This is a genomic window from Kineococcus aridisoli (assembly GCF_050871885.1).
GTDB lineage: Bacteria > Actinomycetota > Actinomycetes > Actinomycetales > Kineococcaceae > Kineococcus.
On record NZ_JBJLSF010000156.1, the window covers coordinates 1 to 4,647 of the forward strand.

Consider the following 4,647-nt stretch of genomic DNA (forward strand, 5'->3'; position numbering starts at 1 on the left):
GCACCGGGCGTCCCGCCCGGTGCGGGGCCGGCTCAGCCGACGCCCAGCAGGCGCACCCCGGCGAGCGCGACCCCGGCCACCAGCACCCAGCTGAGCAGGCCGAGGGCGATCGAGCGACGGCCGGTGCGCAGCAGGTGCGGCACGTCGATGCCGGTGCCGAGGGCGAACAGCGCCGCCACCAGCAGCACCGACTGCACGTGCTGGGCGCCGTCGAGGACGGCGCCCGGCACCAGGCCGGTGGCGCGGACGGCGACGGCGAGCACGAAGGCGGCGACGAAGAACGGCAGCAGCGCCGGGCGCCGGGTGCCCTCGCGCCCGGCGGTGCGCCGGCGCTGCAGTGCCACGAGCGCCACGAGGGGCGCCAGCAGCAGGACCCGCGACAGCTTCACGACGACGGCGGTGGCCAGCGCACCGGGCACCCGGTCGCCGGTGGCCACGACCTGGCCGACGTCGTGGACGCTGGCGCCCACCCAGGCCCCGAACTGCTGGGCGTCCAGGCCCAGCGGTGCGCGCAGCAGCGGCAGCACGACGATCGCCAGGGTCCCGCACAGGGTGACCAGCGCGATCGAGGTCGCCGTGTCCTGCTCGTCGGCGTCGGTGGCGGGGCGCACGGCGGCGATCGCGGAGGCGCCGCAGATCGAGAAGCCCGTCGCCACGAGCAGCGAGCGCGCCGGGCTCAGGCCCAGCAGCCGCCCCAGCAGCTGCGTGCCGGCGAAGGTGATCGCGACGGTCCCCAGCACGAGCGCGATGCCGCCGGGGCCGAGGGCGGCCACCTGCGAGAGCGGCAGCTGCAGGCCGAGCAGGACGACGGCGGTGCGCAGCAGGCGCCGGGAGGCGAAGGCGGTCGCGGGCGACCAGGAGCGGCGGAAGGCCCCCGTGCTGCGCAGCACCGCCCCGAGCGCGACGGCCACCGTCGAGGCGGTGAGGGCGGGCACGGCGCCCTGGACGCCGAGGGCCAGCGCCGTCGCGGCGGCGACGACGAGCAGGCCGGGCACCAGGGCGCGGTGCTGCGCAGCGGGGGAGGGGGTGAGCACGGCTCCATCGTGACGCCGGCCCGGGGCCGGCGGCAGCGGGGTCCTGCCTGGGTGGTCACAGGCTGCGCCTGGGACCGGTGGGACGTTGACCGGTGGCGGGCGGTGTGCGACGCTGCGTCGGAAAGCGCATTCCAACGACGCGACGGAGCGAGCCGATGGACGCCGGGCGCCTGAGCCTGAACCAGATCACCGTCAACGCCCTGGACCTGCCCGCGGCCGTGGCCGCCTGCGAGCGCCACCAGGTGCCCGCCCTGGCGCTCTGGCGGGACAAGATCGCCGCCGTCGGCCTCGAGCGCGCCGTGCGCCTGGTGCGCTCCGCGGGGCTGCGCGTGAGCTCGGTCTGCCGCGGCGGCATGTTCACCGACCCGGCGGCCGGCCGCGCGGCGGTGCTCGACGACAACCGCCGCGCCGTCGACGAGGCGGCCGCGCTGGAGGCCGACGTGCTCGTCCTCGTGTGCGGCCCGCTGCACGACACCGACCTGCCCGGCGCGCGGGCGCGGGTGCGCGACGGCATCGCCGAGCTGCTGCCGCACGCGCGGGCGGCGGGCGTGCGCCTCGGCATCGAGCCGCTGCACCCGATGATGCTCTCCGAGCGCTCCGTCGTGGTGACCCTGCGCCAGGCCCTCGACCTCGCCGAGGAGCTGGGCGAGGACGTCGGGGTCGTCGTCGACGCGTACCACGTGTGGTGGGACCCCGACCTCGACGCGCAGCTGGCCCGGGCCGCCGGGCGCGTGCTCGGCTACCACGTCTCCGACTGGCTGCCGCGCACCAGCGACCTGCTGCTGGACCGCGGCATGATGGGCGACGGCCTCATCGACCTGCCCCGGCTCTCGCAGCAGGTGGCCACCACCGGCTACACCGGCCCGGTGGAGGTGGAGATCCTCTCCTCGCGCTGGTGGGCGCAGGACGCCGACGAGGTGCTGCGTACCGTCCGCGAGCGCTTCGCCGAGCGCGTCTGAGGCGGTGGGCGCACGCCCGGGGTCCGGCGGTGGCGGGGTCCCTCAGCCGCCCGCCGCCGGCCGGACCGCCCGCACGAACGCGTCGACCACGCCCCGCTCCGCACGGGTGGTGAAGCGCAGCGACCGCCCCTCGACCACCAGCTCCAGGCGCCAGCCGCCGCCCAGCGGCCCGCGCCGCGGGCGGACGCCGACGCGGTCCACGCCGGTCAGCGGCACCGAGGCGACGGAGGGCCCGCCGACCAGCTGCGGCTGGCTGAGCCACAGCCGGGTGGCGCTGACGGCCAGGGCCCCCGCCCCGCCCAGGCCGGCGCGCGCCCCCGCGGCCAGGGGCAGCAGCGCGAGCGGGGTGTCGCCCTCCTGGGCCATCCGGCCGAGCAGGAGCGCGTGGGCGGGGTCGTCGCTGAGCACCCGTCCGTCCTACCGCAGCCCGGGCACCACCGGCGCCCGCAGCTCGTTGAGCGCGGCACCGGCAGGTGGAGGAGGCCCCGATGGACGCACCGGTGGTGCCGCGCGAGGTCGCGGACGCCGTCGCCCGGTTCCTGCGCGCCCGCAACGCCGAGCCGCCGCCGCGGTCCGCCGCGGAGCGCCTGAGCGCGGTGGCGGTGGGCGAGCAGGAGGCGGACGAGGACCTCGTCCGCTCCTACGAGCAGGCGGTGCGGCTGGGGCGCACGCTCACCGCCGACAACCTCGCCAGCACCCTGCTGACGGCCGCGGCCCGCTACGCCGACCACGCCGACTACCAGCCCGCCTGGCGGGACTGGACCCCGTTCGGCGACCTCAGCGCCCCGGAGCACCCCACGGCCGGACCGGATCACCGGCGCGCGCCCGGTGCGCCGGAACGGTAGAAACGGGGCCATGGTCAACCAGCACCGGGAACTCGAAGTGAAGTACGACCTCGCGCCGGGTGCCGACCTGCCGCCCCTGCTGCCGCTGCTGGCGCAGGTGGCCGGCAGCGCGGAGGCGGGGCTGCGCGAGGGGGAGGCGGGTGAGCACGAGCTGGAGGCCGTGTACTTCGACACCCCCGACCTGCGGCTGGCCGCGGCGCGGATGACGCTGCGGCGCCGCACCGGCGGCGAGGACGCCGGCTGGCACCTGAAGACCCCCGGCGGCGAGGGCGCCCGCACCGAGCACCGCGTGCCCCTGGGCCGCGCGGTGCGGACGGTCCCGGTCGCCCTGCGCCGGATCGTCGAGGAGCAGACCGCCGGGCAGCAGCTCGTCCCGGTCGCGACGCTGAGCACCCGCCGGCGCGTGCGCACCGTCGTCGACGCCACCGGCCGCCGCCTGCTGGAGCTGGCCGACGACACCGTCGAGGGTCGCCGGCTGCTGCCGCTGGAGGGCTCCGGCGAGGCCGCGGGTGCCGTGCAGACGTGGCGCGAGGTCGAGCTGGAGCTCGTCGACGGCGAGCGCGAGCTGTTCGACGCCGTCGACGCCGGCCTGCGGGCCGCCGGCCTGCGCGTCGCCGCGAGCCCGTCCAAGCTCTCCCGCGTCCTCGACGGCCCGCCCGCCGAGGACGAGGCGGCCGACGAGGCGGCCGACGCGCAGGCCGAGGGCGCCGCGGACGGCACCGGGGTCGACGCCGAGCCCGTCGCCGGGACCGGCGTGGAGGTCGTCGAGCACGAGAGCGCGGAGGAGGGCCGGGAGGGCGCCGCGCCGCGGGCCGCGCTGCGGTCCCGGCCGCGGCTGAAGGACCTGTCCACCCGCTCGCCCGCCGGGGACGTGGTGCTGCTGCACCTGCACGAGCAGGTCGCGCAGGTGCTCGCCCAGGACCCGCGCGTGCGCCGCGACGAGCCCGACAGCATCCACAAGATGCGCGTGGCCACCCGCCGGCTGCGCAGCGCGCTGCGCACCTTCCAGCCGCTGCTGTCGGCCCCCACCAAGCCGCTGCGCGACGAGCTGCGCTGGCTGGCGGCCGAGCTCGGCGCCGCCCGCGACGCCGAGGTCCTGCGCGACCGGCTCGTGCGGGCCGTCGCCACGCTGGAGGTGCCCGTCGAGGAGCAGCCCGCCGACCCGGCCGCCACCGGTGCCGTCCCGGCGCTCGTGGCCGACCAGCTCGGCAGCGCCTACCGCGAGGCGCACGACCGGGTGCTCGGCGAGCTGGACTCCGAGCGCTACCAGCGCCTGCTCGACGCGCTGCAGGACCTCGTGGAGCGCCCGCGGTTCACCTCCCGGGCCCGCCGCCCCGCCGCGAAGGTGCTGCCCAAGCGGGTCGCGCGCACCTACGCGACGCTGGCCGACCTCGTCGAGCAGGCCGAGCGCGCCCCCTCCGGCCACGAGCGCGACGAGCTGCTGCACGAGGCGCGCAAGGCCGCCAAGCAGGTGCGCTACGCCGCGGAGGCGGTGTCCGCCGTCTTCGGCAAGGACGCCGTCCGCTTCGCCCGCGCGGTGACCGACGTGCAGGAGGTCCTCGGCGAGCACCAGGACTCGGTGGTGACCCGCCAGCGGCTGCACGACCTCGCCCGCGCGGCCCGCCCCGAGGCGGCGTTCGCCTACGGGCGGCTGTTCGCCCAGGAGGAGGTGCACGCGGCCGTCAGCGAGGCCGACTTCGAGGAGAGCTGGAAGGCGCTGAACACCAAGCGCCTGCACCGCTGGCTGCGCTGACCCCGCACCTCGGCCCCGAGGCCCCCGCGGTGGTCCCGCACGGTGTCCCGTGCGGG

Annotated in this window: 5 protein-coding genes; 3 read left to right on the top strand and 2 right to left on the bottom strand. The window is 78.0% G+C overall.

Going from position 1 to position 4,647, the window contains the following annotated elements; translation table 11 throughout:
* Window positions 1-32: 32 nt before the first annotated feature.
* Window positions 33-1,034 carry a YeiH family protein gene (locus ACRYM2_RS22825; RefSeq protein ID WP_432524975.1) on the bottom strand — a complete coding sequence of 334 codons (1,002 nt, stop codon included), beginning with the start codon at window positions 1,032-1,034 and terminating at the stop codon, window positions 33-35.
* A 155-nt stretch (window positions 1,035-1,189) separates the two neighbouring features.
* Here ACRYM2_RS22825 and ACRYM2_RS22830 point away from each other — a divergent pair, with 155 nt between their 5' ends.
* A complete protein-coding gene (locus ACRYM2_RS22830; protein WP_432524976.1) occupies window positions 1,190-1,993 on the top strand; it encodes a sugar phosphate isomerase/epimerase family protein in 804 nt (267 codons plus the stop codon).
* Window positions 1,994-2,035: 42 nt separating this feature from the next.
* Here ACRYM2_RS22830 and ACRYM2_RS22835 read toward each other — a convergent pair whose 3' ends face one another.
* The gene (locus ACRYM2_RS22835; RefSeq protein ID WP_432524978.1) at window positions 2,036-2,401 is read right to left on the bottom strand and encodes a hypothetical protein; all 366 of its coding nucleotides are present in this window, start codon (window positions 2,399-2,401) and stop codon (window positions 2,036-2,038) included.
* Between the two features lie 80 nt (window positions 2,402-2,481).
* Here ACRYM2_RS22835 and ACRYM2_RS22840 point away from each other — a divergent pair, with 80 nt between their 5' ends.
* Both ACRYM2_RS22840 and ACRYM2_RS22845 read left to right on the top strand, forming a co-directional pair.
* Window positions 2,482-2,838, top strand: coding sequence for a hypothetical protein (locus tag ACRYM2_RS22840; RefSeq protein WP_432524979.1), 357 nt, complete (start codon window positions 2,482-2,484; stop codon window positions 2,836-2,838).
* 10 nt (window positions 2,839-2,848) lie between these two features.
* Window positions 2,849-4,591 (top strand): CYTH and CHAD domain-containing protein, encoded by a 1,743-nt coding sequence (locus ACRYM2_RS22845; protein WP_432524980.1) that lies wholly within the window; start codon window positions 2,849-2,851, stop codon window positions 4,589-4,591.
* Window positions 4,592-4,647: the final 56 nt, after the last annotated feature.